The organism is Arthrobacter sp. KNU40, from assembly GCF_051515115.1.
GTDB lineage: Bacteria > Actinomycetota > Actinomycetes > Actinomycetales > Micrococcaceae > Arthrobacter.
Genome location: NZ_CP195850.1, coordinates 1,191,804 through 1,207,941, shown reverse-complemented (window position 1 = coordinate 1,207,941; position 16,138 = coordinate 1,191,804). Strand labels below are relative to the sequence as shown.

Here is a 16,138-nt window from a genome sequence, read left to right as displayed (position 1 = left end):
GTGGAGTATTTCCTGCAGACGCCCGCATGGGCGTCCTTCCAGCGATCCCTCGGCCGTACCGTGCACGAGGAGTCCGGCCTGGGCTGGCGTTTCCTCGCCGTGGAGGAAAAGAACCCGGCAGGCAAGGTCATCTACACGCCGTACGGACCCGTGGCCGATTCGCTGGAGGCCTTCGACGAAGCCCTAGCCGCACTCGTGGCGATCGCGCGCCGGAGCCGGGCGGTGTTTGTCCGGATGGAACCGGTCACCGCCGGGTTCGAAGCCACTGAAGCCGGTGCGATCCTGCGGGGACGCGGCCTGCAGCCTGCGCCGTCCAACCAGCAGCCGGAATTGAGCTGGATTGTCGATCTGGAAGGCGATTTCAAGGACGTCCTCGCGGGCATGAAACCCACCAACCGGAACCTGTACCGCAACATCCACAAGAAGGGTGTCACCTTCCGGTCCTCGCAGGATCCTGAAGAGATCTCAGTGCTTCTCAACTTCCTGCACATGACTGCCGCACGCAATGGCTTCAAGCCCCAGAGCGACGACTACCTCGGCTCGGTGGCCCGCTCCCTTATGCCCGCCGGTGCCGCCACCCTGTTCATCGCCGAACTCGAGGGCGAAGCCATTGCCGCTGCCCTGGCGTACGACTCCGTCGACACGCGCACCTACGCCCACGCGGCGCTCGATGACACGCACCGCAAGCTCAGCGCGGGCATTCCATTGCTCGTGACGCTGATGGCGGACGCCAAGGACAAAGGGCTCAAGCACGTCGACCTGTGGGGCGTGGCCCCGGAGGACGAGCCGGACCACAAGTGGGCCGGATTCACCGCCTTCAAAAAGTCCTTCGGCGGCCGCGAAATAGCCTACCCAGGCACGTGGGACCTTCCCGTCAACAAGTTCCGCTACGGCGCCTACCAAGTCGCCCGGAAGCTGCGCGAAAAGCTCCGCTAGGGTTCCTCCGCGCGAACTGGCAGCAGATGACCTCAAAATCCAATTTTGCGGGCATCTACTGCCAACTCGCGGCGTCCCCGCAGCGCCCGGCGGACTTTTTCCACCACTTCTGGCCGGGGCCCGAGCAAATCCTCATGGTGGACCCGGACTTCGCGCCAACCCAGCCGTTCCGTCAACGCCTGGCGCCTGATGTCCCGCTGGTACTGCTCAGCTTCCCCATGGTGCCGCCCGTCGTATTGGAGGGCGACCCGCTCCTTGAGGTAAGCGGCATCGGGCCACACAGCGGGAGCGCCCCATTCGTTGACGATGACGTGGTTCAGCGTGGGTTCAGGCAAACCTGCATGCAGCAATATGAGGCGCATTTGCGTTTCCTGCGGCGAATCCGCGCCGGCTCGAACCAGATCCAGGGCCAGCCGGGCTTTGCGGACGCCTCGCATGCCGGGATGGGCTGACACCATCGCCTTCAAATCCTCAATGGTTGCCAAAGCCTTGCGCGGCCTGGGATGGTTTTCGCCATGCTCGACGACGATCGAGTCGCCCGCCGCGATAATGTCGTCGATACTCATCAAATGGGCCAAGTCCAGCCACGTCCGGGCAGGTGAGGTGAGTCGGACGCCGTCCAGCTTTATCACTTCACCCGGTTTGAACGTGAGTTGGTGCCCAACAACATTGCGCCTCCGTGGTTTCCATCTCTCGCCCGGGCGAGCCAAGTGGATCCGCCAGTCCTCTTCAAGCGCCTTGGGCAAACTGATGCCGAGGATCCGCGCGGCGGAGCCATGGCTCAGGCAACATTCGGGGTCGAACTCGATATAGCCCCGCAAGTGTTCCGCCACCGTCCCCGTGCTGTGCAACGGCAGGCGCAGTCCCCGCGACAACGTGACAATGCCGTCGCGGACCTTCTCCCAGTTAGCCCGACGGAAGTCTGCGGGCGCGCAAAAGGGCGGTGGGATCGTGACAGCGGCGTCAGAATCGACGAGGAACGAGGAGATAGCCGCCGAGCGATCGTGCCGCCCTTTTGCACTAAGCCGGGTCCTACTTGCGGGCGTAGCCCTCCCACTTGCTGGCCTGGTGCTCGCCGTCGACGAAGCGGATGGTGCCGGACTTGGAGCGCATCACGATGGACTGGGTCAGGACCTTGTCCTTCGAGTAGCGCACGCCCCTGAGGAGGTCGCCGTCGGTGATGCCGGTGGCTGCGAAGTAGCAGTTATCGCTCGTGACGAGGTCGTTCGTCGAGAGGACGCGCTCGAGGTCGTGTCCAGCGTCGATGGCCTTCTGCTTCTCGTCGTCGCTCGTGGGCCACAGGCGGCCTTGGATGACACCGCCGAGGGACTTGATGGCACATGCTGCAACGATGCCTTCCGGGGTGCCGCCGATGCCCATCAGGGCGTCGACGCCGGTGCCGGAACGTGCGGCCGCAATGGCGCCTGCTACGTCGCCGTCCATGATGAACTTGGTGCGCGCACCGGCTTCGCGGATTTCCTCCACCAGCGGACGGTGGCGGTCGCGGTCCAGGATCATGACGTTGAGCTGGTTGACCTTAACGCCCTTGGCCTTTGCGATCAAGTGCAGGTTCTGCTTCACCGGCAGGCGCAGGTCCACCATGTCGGCGGCTTCGGGGCCCGTGACGAGCTTCTCCATGTAGAACACGGCGGAGGGATCGAACATGGTGCCGCGTTCGGCCACTGCCAGGACGGCGAGGGCGTTGTTGATGCCCAGGGCAGTCAGTCGGGTTCCATCGATCGGGTCGACGGCGACGTCGCACTCCGGCCCGGTGCCGTCACCGACGTGCTCGCCATTGAAGAGCATGGGAGCTTCGTCCTTTTCACCTTCGCCAATGACAACGACGCCGTTGAAATGGACGGTGTGGAGGAAAGAGCGCATGGCGTCGACGGCGGCGCCGTCCGCCTTGTTCTTGTCGCCGAATCCAACCCAGTGGCCGCCTGCAATCGCGGCGGCTTCGGTAACCCGGACAAGTTCGAGGGCCAGGTTGCGGTCCGGCTCATCGGTCCCGACGGCGAGCGCCGGCGAAATCGTGGAATACTTCTGGGACATTGGCGCTGGAGACACGTGAACCTCTTCTTCGATGACGCGATTCGTGGGACCAGGAATGGCTGGGCTTGTCGGCCTGAATGATTCCTCTAGAAGAGATCATAGTCGGGGCGGGGCGCCTCGGTCATGGGATGACCAAGTCCCGGAACGCCCCTTGCACTGACCGGCCGATGTGTATTAGCCGCTTGGATAGGAGACTATTGAAGCGTGAGTGAAACGCAAGACAAAGCAATTGCCGCCGCCCCCTCCGGCAGCGAAGGCGCGGGCGCAGCTGGTGCCGGCGACGCCGGTCAGCCTGCGGTCAAGCCCGTAATCGCGGCCAAAGCAGCCAAAAGGGCCAACGCTTCGGTCATTGGCATGCTCATCGCGCTGCTCCTCTGCGTGCTGGCGTTCCTGCCGATCGTGCTCATGAATCCGGCGCCAAAGAGCAACGGTTACAAGCCCAACGTGGATGTAGCCGCAACCTCAGCCAACGCGAAAGATGTGGCGGGTTTCACACCCGTGGCGCCGGTTACCGGCGACACATTTAGTCCGAACTACGCCCGCTGGGTATCGGGCACCGGCGACGGCGTACCCACATGGGAAGTCGGATACGTCACGCCCAAGCAGGCCTTCATCGGAATTGTCCAGACCCGCAAGGCCAATCCGACCTGGATTTTCCAGCAGGCCGGCAGCGCTCCGGTGACCGGCACGCGCAGCGCCGGTGGCCACGACTGGGAACTCCATGACACTGCCAAAGGCAACCGCAGCATGGTCCTGAACTACCGCGGCACCACGATCATCCTGAGCGGCAGCGCGGGATTGGACGAGTTCTCCACCTTGGCCGCGGCCGTTGTCAAGGCAATGGACGCGGCTCCTGTCGCTTCCGCGGACGCGAGCACGAAGCCGGGCGACACAGTTTCGCAGCCTGCTACCTCAAAGCCGTAAAGTAGCGCCGTGGCTACTTATCTGACTCCTGCCCTTGCCTGGCGCCGTCTGCGCGAAGGAAACGAACGCTTTGTCGCCGGGGAGTCCTTGCATCCCAACCAAGATGCTTCCCGCAGGCATTCCCTGGTCGAGGACCAGCATCCCTTTGCCGTGATCTTCGGTTGCTCGGATTCCCGCCTGGCCGCGGAAATCATCTTCGACCTCGGTCTGGGCGATGCCTTCGTGGTCCGCACGGCCGGGCAAGTGATCGACGACGCCGTCCTCGGTTCGCTCGAATACAGCATCTCCCAGCTGCATGTTCCGCTCATCGTGATCCTTGGCCACGACAGCTGCGGCGCAGTGACCGCGACCAAGAGTGCCGTCGAGACCGGTGAAATGCCCGCGGGTTTCATCCGTTCCCTGGTGGAGCGCATCACCCCTTCCGTCCTCACCGCTATGCGCAACGAGCAGACGGACGTCAACGAGATGGTCGTGGAACACGTCAAGCAGACGGCCCGCCGCCTCGCCGACAGTTCCCGTGTGATTTCCGACGCGATCGACGACGGCCGGGCCGCCGTCGTCGGGCTTTCCTACAAACTGGACGAGGGCCGCGCGGCGCTTGTTTCCGGGATCGGCAAGCTCTAGTCCGGATGCCGGGCCGCCCCCGAGGGGGCGGCACACAACGGCCGTAGCTTTGCTCCGCCGGTTTTCGGTCAAGCGGCTGCTCGCCATAAGCTAGCCCCATGACTTCCACTCAAGAATCCAACACGGCCGAGTTCCGTATTGAACATGACACGATGGGCGAAGTTCGCGTTCCTGTGAACGCCCTGTACCGCGCCCAGACGCAGCGCGCCGTGGAGAACTTCCCGATCTCCGGCAAGACGCTTGAGCGCGCACACATCGAGGCCCTGGCCCGCGTCAAGAAGGCCGCGGCCCTGGCGAACGCTGAACTGGGAGTGCTCGACGGCGAGCTCGCCGAGGCGATTGCCAACGCTGCCGATGAGGTTGCCGCCGGAAAGTACGACGGCGATTTCCCCATCGACGTCTTCCAGACCGGTTCGGGCACGTCCTCCAACATGAACACCAACGAGGTCATCGCCGAGCTGGCAACGCGCGCCCTCGCGGCCGGCGGGAGTGACAAAGTTGTCCACCCGAACGACCACGTCAACGCTTCGCAGTCCTCCAACGATGTCTTCCCGACGTCGGTCCACGTCGCGGCGACGTCGGCCCTGATCAACGACCTGATCCCGGCCCTCGAGTACCTGGCTGCTTCCCTGGACCGCAAGGCCGTGGAGTTCAAGGACGTCGTCAAGTCCGGGCGCACTCACCTCATGGACGCCACTCCGGTGACCTTGGGCCAGGAGTTCGGCGGCTACGCCGCGCAGGTCCGCTACGGCGTCGAGCGCATCAACGCCGCCCTCCCCCGCGTCGCCGAGGTCCCCCTGGGCGGAACCGCGGTCGGCACCGGCATCAACACCCCGGAAGGCTTCCCGGAGCGCGTCATCGAGCTCCTCGCAGCCGACACCGGCCTGCCGCTCACCGAGGCGCGCGACCACTTCGAAGCGCAGGCCAACCGCGACGGCCTCATCGAAGGCTCCAGCCAGCTGCGCAACATCGCCATCTCCTTCATGAAGATCAACAACGACCTGCGCTGGATGGGTTCCGGCCCCAACACGGGACTTGGCGAAATCTCCATCCCGGACCTCCAGCCTGGCTCGTCGATCATGCCGGGCAAGGTCAACCCGGTCATCTGCGAAGCATCGATCATGGTCTGCGCCCAGGTCATCGGCAACGACACCGCCATCGCCTGGTCCGGCACGAACGGTGCCTTCGAACTCAATGTCGGCATCCCGGTGATGGCTGCCAACTTGCTCGAATCCATCCGGCTCCTGGCCAACACCAGCCGCGTCATGGCCGACAAGATGATCGACGGCATCACGGCCAACGTGGAGCGTGCACGCTTCCTGGCCGAGGCTTCCCCGTCCATCGTGACCCCGCTGAACAAGTTCATCGGTTACGAAGCGGCGGCAAAGATCGCCAAGAAGGCCGTTGCCGAGGGTTTGACCATCCGCGAAGCCGTGATCTCCCTCGGCTACCTTGAGCGGGGCGAACTGACTGAAGAGCAGCTCGACAAGGCCCTCGACGTCACCACTATGACCCGCCCGGCCCACAAGGCCTAGTCTCCCTCCAGCCCCGCTGGCCAGCCCGACGGCGGCCGGCGCCTTCCCCACGGAAGGTGCCGGCCGCCGTCGTCGTTTCCGGCCACAGAAATTTTCTTGCACTTTTGGACAGTAAGTGCAAAACTTTACTTTGTGGAAAATAGTGCAATTAATGACGGCGGACTCCGGGAGCGCAAGCGTGCTCAGACCCGCGCGGCGATCTCCGCCGTCGCAAGGTCCCTGACCGCCCAACGCGGACTCAACGGTTTCACCGTCGAAGAAGCCTGCGAACAGGCCGGGATCTCTAGGCGGACGTTCTTCAACTACTTCCACACCAAGGAGGACGCGGTGATCGGCTCGTTCTCCGACGAGCTTCCCGAGGACGCGCTGGAGGCCTTCCAACGCAACCCCGCCCGTGCCATCGGCACGATCTCCGACTCGCTCTTGTCCGCACTGCGCCGCTTCACCCTGGCCGTCCTCGAGCGGTCCACCGTCAGCCCATCGGAGATCCGCCAGCTCATCGCGGCAGTCACGGCCGAGCCCCAGCTCCTGGGCCGGTTGACCCGCGAAGGCGAAGTCCGCGAGCGCCAGTTCGCCGAGCTCATCGCCGCCCGGGAAGGCCTCACCGCGGACCACCCCGAGATCATCATGGCCGCCGCGGTCTTCGGCGCGGTCACCAAGAAGACGAGTAAACAGTTCTTTTCCGAAGAGAACACCGAGCCCTACCGCGAATTGCTGGACCAGAACCTCAGGGCAGCACGCGCGCTCTTCGCCCAACCGCTGGACACCAACCCCGTCGAACCCCAGAAGGACCAACCGTGAGTACCACTCTCAAGACCAAAGCGGCCGCGCCGCTGCTCTTGACCCAGAGAAGGATCTGGATCATTTTCTCGGCGCTCATCGCCGGAATGCTGCTCTCCAGCCTGGACCAGACCATCGTGTCCACGGCCATGCCCACTATTGTCGGCAAGCTCGGCGGCGTGGAGAACCAGGCCTGGATCACCACGGCCTACTTGCTCGCCACAACCATCGTCATGCCGATCTACGGCAAGTTCGGTGACATCCTGGGCCGGAGGAACCTGTTCCTGATTGCCATCGGTTTGTTCACCGTAGCTTCCATCGGTTGTGCCTTCGCCACCGACTTCTGGGGCTTCGTGGTGTTCCGCGCCATCCAGGGCCTGGGCGGCGGCGGACTGATGATCCTGTCGCAGGCCATCATCGCGGACATCGTGCCTGCCAAGGAACGCGGCAAGTACATGGGCCCCCTTGGTGCCATCTTCGGCCTCTCCGCCGTGGCCGGTCCCCTTCTGGGCGGCTTCTTCGTCGATCACCTGACCTGGGAATGGGCCTTCTACATCAACATCCCCGTCGGCATTGCGGCGTTCACCATCGCTTGGTTCACGCTCACCCTGCCGAACAAGAAGGCCGAAAAGCGCATCGACATCCTTGGAGTCCTGCTGCTGTCTGCTGCCACGGCCTGCCTGATCTTCTTCACCGACTTCGGCGGCAAGAAGGACCAAGGATGGGACTCCCCCCTCACCTGGGCCTTCGGCGCCGGCATGGTGCTCGCTGCCTTCCTCTTCGTCCTCGTGGAGCGCAAGGCAGAAGACCCCATCATTCCGCTGAGCCTGTTCAAGAACCGGATCTTCATCAACGCAACTGCCATCGGCTTCACCCTCGGCCTGGGCATGTTCGCCGCCATCGCTTTCGTGCCGACGTTCCTGCAGATGTCCTCCGGTACCTCAGCCGCCGTCTCCGGCCTGCTCATGCTGCCGATGATGGTTGGACTCATGGGTACGTCCATCTACTCCGGTATTCGCATCTCCAAGACCGGCAAGTACAAGATGTTCCCGATCCTCGGCGCGAGCCTCACGATCGTTGCGATGTTGTGGCTCACCACGCTCACCGCGGCAACTCCGATCTGGGTCATCTGCATCCAGCTGTTCATCTTCGGCGCAGGCCTGGGCCTGATTATGCAGGTCATCGTCCTGGTGGTCCAGAACGCGGTTCCCGCCGAGCAGATCGGCACGGCAACGAGCACCAACAACTACTTCCGCGAGGTCGGGGCTTCGTTGGGCGTGGCCGTTTTCGGCTCGATCTTTACCACGCGGCTGGCCGAGTCCCTCACCAAGGCATTCACGGGCGCCGGGGCTTCTGCTGCACAGGCTGCACAGTCCACCAGCAAGCTTGATCCTCAGACGCTGGCCCAACTGCCGGTTCAGGTCAAGGACGCGATCGTCAACGCCTACGCCGATTCACTGGCACCCGTGTTCTGGTACCTGATCCCGTTCATCGCCATCGCCCTCCTGCTCGCGATCACCCTCAAGCAGATCCCGCTCTCGGACACCGCCGGAATGGTGGCCCGGGGCGAGGCAGTCGGGGGCCAGGAAGCGGAACGCCTTGAAGCCGAACGCCTCGGAGGAACCGCCGAGGGGGCCGTCGGGGCGTCCGTCGACCCAGCCGCTGAGCCGGAGTCCGCAACGGTGGGCGACAATGACGGTGAGCTCGCCCGGCGCTAACGCCAGGACATGCCCGGCCTTGGCTCGGACCAGTGGACATATGGGGAATGTGCCCACTGCCCGGATGCAAAGCCGGGCATGTCCACCGGGCCGGGCGTTTGGCTTAGGCTGGAACCCATGAGTTCAGAGCCCGAAGAATCCGCGAACATCAGCCCGGCCGTTCGATGGGGATTAGGGGCAGTCCTTTTCGGCCTTCTGGCCGTTTCCATAGCCTCTGCCAAGGGAGAATGGTGGACCATCGTGGGTGCTATCGCCTGCGGTGTCGCCGCGTGCCTCTTCGCTGCCCGCGCGATCCTCGCGGCCCGTCAATCGCGCTGATACGCGACGGCGGAGCCCGGCTCCAACGCCAGTCGGATGGTTTCGCGGTGGCCGGCGCTGATCTCAGGCAACTCGTCAAGGGCAAACCAGCCGACGGCGATTGACTCGTCGTCGTTGACGCGGGCCTCCCCCGAGACATAACGGCATTTGAAGGCAATATCCAGGAAGTCGCACACGTCTCCGTTGGGATACGTGACCGGGCCGATCACGCCCACCGCCAGGATGCGCTCGGTTTCGGCCACGACTGCGGTCTCCTCGAAGATCTCGCGGAGCAAACCGGGGGCCGGGTGCTCCCCCGGTTCCAGCATTCCGGTGATCAAGGTCCACCGGCCATTGTCGGCCCGTTGGCACAGCAGGACCCGGTTCTCGTCATCCAGGACTACGCCCCTAACGCCGGGTAGCCACAGCGGGTCGTTGCCGATCTTCTCGCGGATTTCCCGGATGAATTCGGGGATCGCCACGGCCTAGCCCGCTTCCGTTGAAACAGTCATCACCAACAAGAGCACTGCCTCCGCTTCCGGATCGGGCCCTCCAGTAGGGCGAGTATCCCACCGGCGATGCGCGAATGACAGCGGGCAAGCCCGCTCAAACGGTCCTCCCGCGCTCCCTTTCGCTCGCGGCTTCTCACGCCGGCAGGGCAAACATCGCCGCGGCGGCACCCGCGAGCATGAACGGACCGAAGGGTATTGATGATTTCAACGTTCCCCGCCGGGCAGCCAGGACTCCCAGACTCCACAGCCCGCCGAAGAGGAACGCCGCAAACGTTCCCGCGAAAACATGCGCCCACCCCAGATAGCCAAGGTATAGCCCGAGCACACCGGCCAATTTGACGTCGCCGAAGCCCATCCCTGGCGGGTACACCAAGCGCAGGATGAAGTAGAACACCCAAAGCGCTGCTCCCCCGGCCACGATTCCCAAGGCGGGAACGCCCAGGAAGGAGGCACCGCCGTCGGGCGCTGGCCCTGCCGCTCCCTCGGCCAGGGTGACGGCTACCGCTGCGCCGAGCAGCAACACACCGGCGATGGCATAGGACGGGAAGACGATCCGGTTGGGGAGCAGGTGGTGACGCACGTCGATGACCGTGAGCCGGGCAGCCATGACCGCAAAGTACACGCAAGCTGCGAGCAGCAGCCAGAAGGCCGGGACACTGGTCCCCCACAATTCGCCGAGTCTTCGGATCACCCTCGGATGTTATCGGTTTTCTCAAAGCTGCGCCGGTCACGCACCCTTAGACTGTGGATATGGGGCGTTACAGTGCAGAAATCCAAGGCGATTCCGACGCCGACATGTCCTCCAACTTCCGAAACCTCTGCCGTTCCTCCCCGTGGAAATGGACCAGCCTGAGGTTCGAATACCTGGACCGTCCGGGCAACGCGGATGCCACAGTGCGTGCATGGCTGCGCCGCCCGGGAGCGCTTCGGCTCGAGACCGTCGATGGCGCGTTGCTGCATAGCACCACGGGCATCAACGACTCCCGCGACGGGCTTTACCTTGGTTCCAAGCGCAAGTCGTGGCTGTTGCCGGCCCACTTGGTCACCCCCGTTTACGACTCCGCGGGCTTGGTCCGCCGGCGCCCCGAAGCGGCCTACGGCGAACCGTCGTTCGGGAACGGTCGGCTCGCGGCAGCCCTCGATCCTGTCGAGCTCGCCGGGAACGCTCCCGTGCCGATGGAGTTTCCCGAGTCCAATCGGGTGTCGTTCGGCCCCATCCGGGAAGTGGATCACGAAGGACGCCCGGCTCTCGAAACCATCGCGACGCCGGGATCCAGCTACGTGGCGTCTGACGCGGCGACGCCGCTCTGCTTCCCCGGACGCACGCTCTTGCGCGTGGACTCGGGAACGGGCGTGTGCGTTTCCAGCCAATCGCTCGACGGCGATACCGCAGGTCAGGGGCATTGGATGCGGATTCTGGGCGTGGATGAATACATGCTGGACGATCTGTTCCTCGCCGAATCGATGAACCTCACCGACGTCCGGAAGCACATTAGCTGGGACATCGGCCCCCGTTCGTAAGGGCGGGCCCCCAGGAACCCCCGCTCACCTATACGCCCCTTCCGCCCAACCCCCGAAAGTTGTCAAGCTGTGTGGAGTCACTGGGCTAGTTTTTGGGGTGTTTTGGTCTGGGGGAGGTTGATCCCGGCGTATGTGGCGGGGGCCGGTGTGGTGGGTCGGCGGCGGAATCTTCCCGGGTGTCGTTCGTAGTAGTCCTGGTGGACTTTGTCTCGCTTGGTCCAGAGTTCTTTCCACGACCCGTCGTGGACCTGTGATGGTGAGAACAGTGCGATGCCGGAGTGTTTGTGATCGGTGCTGTACCAGTGCACGTAGCAGGTGAGGTACTCCCTGGCGGCCTCGAGATCGTTAAAGATCCGGGGGTAGCCGGGCCGGTATTTCATCGTGCGAAAGCCTGACTCCGAGAAGGGATTGTCGTTGGAGACGTACGGGCGGTTATGGCTGAGTTCCACGCCGTGGGCGGTGAGGGTGTCACGGAGCAGGGTTGATCTCATGGCCGGGCCTGAATCGGCATGCACGATGCGCGGGGCGCCGTGCCGGGCGATGGCTGTCTTGAACATCTGCGCGGCGAGGTGGTCGGACTCGCGTTCCTCCACCCGCCAGCCGACGATTTCCCGGGAGAAGATGTCCATGATGGAGTACACCTTGAAAACCTTGCCCTGCCACTTGGCATAGATGTCGGTGATGTCCCAGGACCAGACCTGGCAGGGTCCGGTGGCCTTGACCACCGGCTTTTCAGAGGAACCACGCGTGCCCCAACGCTTGCGCGGGATGGTTGGGCGGGCCTGCTGGTCCTCGTAGTCTGCCGCGATCCGCCACCACGAGCGGTTGGAGGCGAGCAGCTCGCCGTTGTCCCAGGCTGTGGCGAAGGCATGGTCAACGGAGTTGCCCTTCTCCCAGCTGGCCAGGATGAGCCCCAGGATCCGGTCCTGATGCGCGGAGCTGATCCGGGATTCGTAGGCCCGGTCGCTCTGGTGGATCGGGTGCTGCACCGCCGGACGGGGATTGGACCGGTAATGCCAGGTCCCGCGCGAGAGGCCCGCCAGCTTGAGCGCTGTCCGCTGGGAGCCGATGATCACATGCAGTTCCAGGACCAGAGTGTTCTCGGCCGCTATGAATCGTTGTGAGCGCTCGTCGGGGTTGTATCGGGCTCTGGCACGCTCAACTCGTGCAAGAGCCCGATAGCTTTTCCCAGCGCGGAATTCGTGTCCTCCAGCTCCTGCACCCGCTTCTGGAGTTTTTCGACTTCGGCACGGTGGGCAGCCATTTCCTTCGCGCGTGCTTTTTCGAACGCGGAGAGTTCACGATTCGTCGGGACCATGCCTCCATGCTCCCGCGGAATCAGGCCACGGTCGATATCGCCCTGGACCATCATCTTGCGCCACCGGCGGAACGTCCATTCCGAAACGGACGTCGAGGCCATCCATTCCTTCCTCGACCCGTGCGGCTGCAAATAGTACTCATGCATGAACTCACGGATCTCTTCACGCGTAAAACCCTTGTTATCAACGGCCATCGCCGGCTCCTTCAATCAAAAGGTAATGAATGACTCACAACCAGCTTGACGATGAGGGCCCCGCTCACCTATACGCCCCTTCCGCCCAACCCCCGCTCACCTATACGCCCCTTCCGCCCAACCCCCGCTCACATATACGCCTGCGGCCGTATGGTTTTGTGAGACAGCTTGATGGGAGCCTCAGTTTCAGATGACCACCCGCAGAAAGACATACGACGCCGCGTTCCGGGAGGAATCGGTTCGACTGGTTTTGTCTTCGGACCGGCCGGTGAAGCAGATCGCGCAGGAGATCGGGGTGAAGGAAAGCACGCTGGGAAGCTGGGTACACAAGTCCCGGGACAAGCAACCGGACACCCCTGCCCAGCCCGAGGACCGGGGGCCGGTGGCGTGGGATGAACACCAGAAAGCGCTGGCCGAAAACGCCAGGTTGAAGGCCGAGGTCGAGTTCCTGGGAAAAGTCAGCGCCTTCTTTGCCGCGAAGCAAAAGTAGAGGATTTCTACGAGTTCATCGAAGCGGAGAAGGCCAACCATCCCGTGGTGTGGCTATGCCGGAAATTGAACGTCTCCCGGGCCTCCTATTACCGGTGGCGCAAACCTGCCGGCCCTTCACCGCGCACCGTGCGGCACGGGGAGCTGGTCACCGCGGTCACCAAGCTCTACACGAAGGAGTCCGGGCGTGCCGGGCGGGACCAGCTGACCCGGCTCCTGAACGCGGCCGGGACCAAGGTCTCCGCCCCGACCGTGGGGGCCATCATGCGCGAGCACGGCCTGCGGGCCATCCGCACCCAGGCCTGGAAAAAGACCACGCTCCAGGACCCGCAGGCCAAGACCGCCCACATCCAGAACCACATGCTCGATGACCAGGGCAGGCGCGACTTCACCTCCGCGGTGCCCGGGACCCGGCTGGTCGGGGACATCACCTACCTGCGCACCGGCGAGGGCTGGCTCTACCTGGCCACGGTCATCGACCTGTTCTCCGGGATGGTCATCGGCTGGGCCATGGCCGAACACATGCGCGCCAGCCTGTGCACCGCGGCCCTGCGGATGGCCCGGAACCACGGCCACCTCATCGGCGGCCCAGTCGTCTTCCACTCCGACCGGGGCACCCAGTACACCTCGGAGGAATTCCAACGATGGTGCGCCCAGAACGAGGTCACCCAGTCCATGGGCAAGGTGGGGGTGTGCTGGGACAACGCGGTCGCCGAGAACTTCTTCTCACACCTCAAGACCGAGTTCTACCACCACCACCGCTTCGGTTCCAGGCTCACCGCACGGACCGCCGTGATGGACTACATCGAGGGCTGGTACAACCGCCGCCGACCCAACCGACGGGCCGGCGGCATCCCGCCAGCCACCGCCCACGCAAACCACCACACCAGCGTCCAGGAACCCCTGGCCGCCTAACCAAAACAAACAACGAAAATGTCTCAAAAACTTGACGACCGCAGCCCCTTCCGCCCAACCCCCGCTCACCTATACGCCCCTTCCGCCCAACCCCCGCTTGGTCTTGCGCCCCATCCAGGACGCTGACATCCCGGCAGCGGTCGGGGCAGCCCTCAGCGGCATTCACGAGTCAGGGAGGTCCCCCTTCAGCAATCCCTGGACAGAACTGCCCGAAGATGAGTTGGGTGCCAACATGGCCCGGTGGTACTGGCGCTGCCGTGCAGGAATGACTCCGGAATCATGGACGCTCCTCCTCGGCATCTGGCACGACGCCGATTTCATTGGCTGCCAGGATCTGGAGGCGAAGAACTTCGCATCGTTGAAGACTGTGTCCACCGGCTCCTGGCTCAAGAAAGGCGCTCAAGGCCAAGGCCTCGGCAAGGAGATGCGGGCGGCCGCCCTCAGCTACGCCTTCGACTACCTGAATGCAGAAGTAGCGACCTCCGAAGCTGCCATTTGGAACAAGCAATCCTTGGGCGTTTCCGCCAGCCTCGGCTATGAACCCAACGGCATTTACCGCGACCAATGGGGCACCGACGTCGTGGAAGTCCAACGCGTTCGTCTCCCCACGGGGTCCTTCATCCGGCCCGATTGGAAGCTAAAGGTAGAAGGCCATGAGGCCACAGCAAGGTTCCTGGGCATGTGAGCGAGCGTCCGCCCGAAACCCCACATACGTGAGCGAGCGTCGCCAGGAAACCCCACATACGTGAGCGAGCGTCCGCCGGAATCCCCACATACGTGAGCGAGCGTCCGCCCGAAACCCCACATACGTGAGCGAGCGTCAACCGGCTCGAGGAAACGATCGAGGATCGGTGAAGGGCCGTGGCCCGGCGAACCCGGCCACGGCCCTCCGCGCAAATGCAGCTTAGATTTCCGCCCCTTCAAGCAGTTCCGTCACGAGGGCCGCGATCGGCGAGCGTTCGGAGCGGGTCAGGGTGATGTGGCCGAACAGCGGGTGCCCCTTGAGGGTCTCGACGACGGCGGCAACGCCGTCGTGCCGGCCCACGCGGAGGTTGTCGCGCTGGGCGACGTCGTGGGTCAGGACGATCTTGGAGTTCTGGCCGATGCGGCTCATGACCGTGAGGAGCACGTTCTTTTCGAGCGACTGGGCCTCGTCTACGATCACGAACGCATCGTGGAGCGAACGTCCCCGGATGTGGGTCAGCGGCATGACTTCGAGCATGCCCCGGTCCATGACTTCTTCGACGACTTCCTGGCTGACGAGTGCACCGAGGGTGTCGAAGACCGCCTGCGCCCAGGGGTTCATCTTCTCTGCCTCGGAACCGGGCAGGTACCCGAGTTCCTGTCCGCCCACCGCGTACAGCGGCCGGAACACAATCACCTTGCGGTGTTCCCGGCGCTCCAGGACGGCTTCGAGTCCCGCACACAAGGCCAAGGCCGACTTTCCAGTGCCCGCCCGGCCGCCGATCGAGACGATTCCGACGCTGGGATCCATGAGCAGGTCGATCGCAAGCCGTTGCTCAGCTGAGCGGCCGTGCAGTCCGAAGACATCACGGTCCCCCTTGACCAGCCGCACTTGCTTGTCCGCGCCCACGCGGCCCAGGGCGGAGCCCCGGTTGGAGAGCAGCACCAGGCCCGTATTGACGGGAAGCTCGGCCGCTGCCGGGATGAAAACCGGTTCGTGCCCGTACAGGGTGGTGATTTCGTCCTCGCTGGCTTCGATCTCCGCCATGCCGGTCCAGCCGGAGTCCTTGACGAGTTCATTGCGGTATTCGTCCGCGAACAGCCCCATCGCGGAGGCTTTGACGCGCATGGGGAGGTCTTTGGAGACGACCGTGACGTTATGGCCTTCGTTGGCGAGGTTCTTGGCGACTGCCAGGATGCGGCTGTCGTTGTCCGCGCCGCGGAATCCTGCCGGCAGCACTTCGGTTGACACATGGTTCATCTCGACACGCAGCGTGCCGCCGTCGGATCCGATCGGGATAGGTTGATTCAACCCGCCATGCTCAATGCGCAAGTCATCCAGGAGCCTGAGGGCCTTGCGCGCGAAGTAACCCAATTCGGGGTCGTGGCGCTTGCCCTCCAATTCCGTGATCACCACGATCGGGACAATGACTTCGTGCTCCGCGAAGCGCAAAAGGGCGTGCGGATCGGAAAGCAACACGGAAGTGTCAATCACATAGCTTCGGCCTGTCGGGGTTCCGGACTTTGCAGTCCGCCCATCGTTGGCCCGCTTGGTGCGAGAGGTAGCTGAACTTTCCCCGTCGGAAACGACTACGGGCAGTTGCTCAGAAATAGCCACATCGACTCCAGCCCCGGGCG

17 protein-coding genes are annotated in these 16,138 nt (G+C 63.9%); 10 read left to right on the top strand and 7 right to left on the bottom strand.

Annotation, left to right across the window (positions count from 1 at the left end):
- Positions 1 to 936 carry a lipid II:glycine glycyltransferase FemX gene (locus tag ACSKT0_RS05770; RefSeq protein ID WP_437772902.1) on the top strand — a complete coding sequence of 312 codons (936 nt, stop codon included), beginning with the start codon at positions 1 to 3 and terminating at the stop codon, positions 934 to 936.
- Between the two features lie 32 nt (positions 937 to 968).
- Here ACSKT0_RS05770 and ACSKT0_RS05765 read toward each other — a convergent pair whose 3' ends face one another.
- Both ACSKT0_RS05765 and glpX read right to left on the bottom strand, forming a co-directional pair.
- Entirely contained in the window at positions 969 to 1,568 is a 600-nt protein-coding gene (locus tag ACSKT0_RS05765; protein ID WP_437772901.1) for an endonuclease domain-containing protein, read from the bottom strand.
- 400 nt (positions 1,569 to 1,968) lie between these two features.
- On the bottom strand, positions 1,969 to 2,988 hold the full coding sequence (glpX, locus tag ACSKT0_RS05760) for a class II fructose-bisphosphatase (RefSeq protein WP_437773977.1): 1,020 nt from the start codon (positions 2,986 to 2,988) through the stop codon (positions 1,969 to 1,971).
- Positions 2,989 to 3,192: 204 nt separating this feature from the next.
- Between glpX and ACSKT0_RS05755 the strand changes: the two genes are divergently transcribed.
- From ACSKT0_RS05755 to ACSKT0_RS05730, 6 genes are all read left to right on the top strand, one after another.
- A complete protein-coding gene (locus ACSKT0_RS05755; RefSeq protein WP_437772900.1) occupies positions 3,193 to 3,912 on the top strand; it encodes a DUF4245 domain-containing protein in 720 nt (239 codons plus the stop codon).
- A gap of 9 nt (positions 3,913 to 3,921) precedes the next feature.
- Positions 3,922 to 4,536 carry a carbonic anhydrase gene (locus tag ACSKT0_RS05750; RefSeq protein WP_078105935.1) on the top strand — a complete coding sequence of 205 codons (615 nt, stop codon included), beginning with the start codon at positions 3,922 to 3,924 and terminating at the stop codon, positions 4,534 to 4,536.
- Between the two features lie 98 nt (positions 4,537 to 4,634).
- Entirely contained in the window at positions 4,635 to 6,071 is a 1,437-nt protein-coding gene (locus tag ACSKT0_RS05745; RefSeq protein ID WP_437772899.1) for a class II fumarate hydratase, read from the top strand.
- 132 nt (positions 6,072 to 6,203) lie between these two features.
- Entirely contained in the window at positions 6,204 to 6,872 is a 669-nt protein-coding gene (locus tag ACSKT0_RS05740; RefSeq protein WP_437772898.1) for a TetR/AcrR family transcriptional regulator, read from the top strand.
- Positions 6,869 to 8,569 carry an MDR family MFS transporter gene (locus ACSKT0_RS05735; protein ID WP_437772897.1) on the top strand — a complete coding sequence of 567 codons (1,701 nt, stop codon included), beginning with the start codon at positions 6,869 to 6,871 and terminating at the stop codon, positions 8,567 to 8,569. The genes ACSKT0_RS05740 and ACSKT0_RS05735 overlap by 4 nt, the downstream gene beginning before the upstream one ends.
- A gap of 117 nt (positions 8,570 to 8,686) precedes the next feature.
- Positions 8,687 to 8,887, top strand: a complete 201-nt coding sequence (locus ACSKT0_RS05730; RefSeq protein ID WP_437772896.1) for a hypothetical protein — start codon at positions 8,687 to 8,689, stop codon at positions 8,885 to 8,887.
- Here ACSKT0_RS05730 and ACSKT0_RS05725 read toward each other — a convergent pair.
- Complete coding sequence (locus tag ACSKT0_RS05725) at positions 8,875 to 9,348, bottom strand: NUDIX hydrolase (protein ID WP_345450176.1); 474 nt, start codon at positions 9,346 to 9,348, stop codon at positions 8,875 to 8,877. The two genes, ACSKT0_RS05730 and ACSKT0_RS05725, sit on opposite strands and share 13 nt — an antisense overlap.
- Positions 9,349 to 9,511: 163 nt before the next feature.
- Positions 9,512 to 10,069, bottom strand: a complete 558-nt coding sequence (locus ACSKT0_RS05720) for a prepilin peptidase (protein ID WP_437772895.1) — start codon at positions 10,067 to 10,069, stop codon at positions 9,512 to 9,514.
- 59 nt (positions 10,070 to 10,128) lie between these two features.
- Here ACSKT0_RS05720 and ACSKT0_RS05715 point away from each other — a divergent pair, with 59 nt between their 5' ends.
- A complete protein-coding gene (locus ACSKT0_RS05715; protein WP_437772894.1) occupies positions 10,129 to 10,899 on the top strand; it encodes a hypothetical protein in 771 nt (256 codons plus the stop codon).
- A gap of 77 nt (positions 10,900 to 10,976) precedes the next feature.
- Here ACSKT0_RS05715 and ACSKT0_RS05710 read toward each other — a convergent pair whose 3' ends face one another.
- Together ACSKT0_RS05710 and ACSKT0_RS05705 are read right to left on the bottom strand one after the other, a co-directional pair.
- Positions 10,977 to 11,975 carry a transposase gene (locus ACSKT0_RS05710; protein ID WP_437771022.1) on the bottom strand — a complete coding sequence of 333 codons (999 nt, stop codon included), beginning with the start codon at positions 11,973 to 11,975 and terminating at the stop codon, positions 10,977 to 10,979.
- Between the two features lie 32 nt (positions 11,976 to 12,007).
- On the bottom strand, positions 12,008 to 12,412 hold the full coding sequence (locus tag ACSKT0_RS05705; protein WP_437771023.1) for a hypothetical protein: 405 nt from the start codon (positions 12,410 to 12,412) through the stop codon (positions 12,008 to 12,010).
- Positions 12,413 to 12,602: 190 nt separating this feature from the next.
- On the opposite strand from ACSKT0_RS05705, the gene ACSKT0_RS05700 reads away from it, so the two are divergent.
- Together ACSKT0_RS05700 and ACSKT0_RS05695 are read left to right on the top strand one after the other, a co-directional pair.
- Positions 12,603 to 13,816, top strand: a protein-coding gene (locus ACSKT0_RS05700) for an IS3 family transposase (RefSeq protein WP_437771263.1) whose coding sequence is annotated in 2 segments (ribosomal slippage) — positions 12,603 to 12,864 and positions 12,864 to 13,816 — 1,215 coding nt in all. Because the reading frame shifts where the segments join, the coding sequence is not laid out codon by codon here.
- 31 nt (positions 13,817 to 13,847) lie between these two features.
- Positions 13,848 to 14,501, top strand: coding sequence for a GNAT family N-acetyltransferase (locus ACSKT0_RS05695; protein ID WP_437772893.1), 654 nt, complete (start codon positions 13,848 to 13,850; stop codon positions 14,499 to 14,501).
- Positions 14,502 to 14,720: 219 nt separating this feature from the next.
- Here the strand turns inward: ACSKT0_RS05695 and ACSKT0_RS05690 are convergent, their stop codons facing one another.
- A complete protein-coding gene (locus tag ACSKT0_RS05690) occupies positions 14,721 to 16,118 on the bottom strand; it encodes a PhoH family protein (RefSeq protein ID WP_236816243.1) in 1,398 nt (465 codons plus the stop codon).
- Between the last annotated feature and the right edge of the window lie 20 nt (positions 16,119 to 16,138).

Coding starts and splice junctions, on each gene's coding strand:
- glpX (WP_437773977.1), bottom strand. CDS start 2,988: ATGTCCCAGAAGTATTCCACGATTTCGCCGGCGCTCGCCGTCGGGACC.
- ACSKT0_RS05715 (WP_437772894.1), top strand. CDS start 10,129: ATGGGGCGTTACAGTGCAGAAATCCAAGGCGATTCCGACGCCGACATG.
- ACSKT0_RS05745 (WP_437772899.1), top strand. CDS start 4,635: ATGACTTCCACTCAAGAATCCAACACGGCCGAGTTCCGTATTGAACAT.
- ACSKT0_RS05730 (WP_437772896.1), top strand. CDS start 8,687: ATGAGTTCAGAGCCCGAAGAATCCGCGAACATCAGCCCGGCCGTTCGA.
- ACSKT0_RS05705 (WP_437771023.1), bottom strand. CDS start 12,412: ATGGCCGTTGATAACAAGGGTTTTACGCGTGAAGAGATCCGTGAGTTC.